Source organism: Clostridium sp. TJA032, assembly GCF_058310275.1.
Map to the genome: position 1 here is coordinate 1 of NZ_JBZEFB010000018.1, position 231 is coordinate 231.

Below are 231 nucleotides of genomic sequence, written 5' to 3' on the forward strand. Positions count from 1 at the left end.
GTTAACAGAAGCAAACATCATATACAATAATGTAGATATGAATAAGGCTGGAACTTACAAGGTAACTTACAAAGTAACAGATAGTAATGGAGCTTCAGTAACTAAGACAATAACTGTTAAGGTGAATCCAAAACAAGAAGTAATAAATCATGTACCAGTTATAAAGGCGGAAGATAAGGTCTTAACCGTAGGAGAATCTTTCAATCCATTAGAGGGAGTAACTGCTTATGA

General features: G+C 33.8%; 1 protein-coding gene. It reads left to right on the forward strand.

The features are described from left to right. On the forward strand, nucleotides 1-231 hold a 231-nt coding region (locus tag AC4FRL_RS11625; RefSeq protein ID WP_491140412.1), incomplete at both ends, for an immunoglobulin-like domain-containing protein.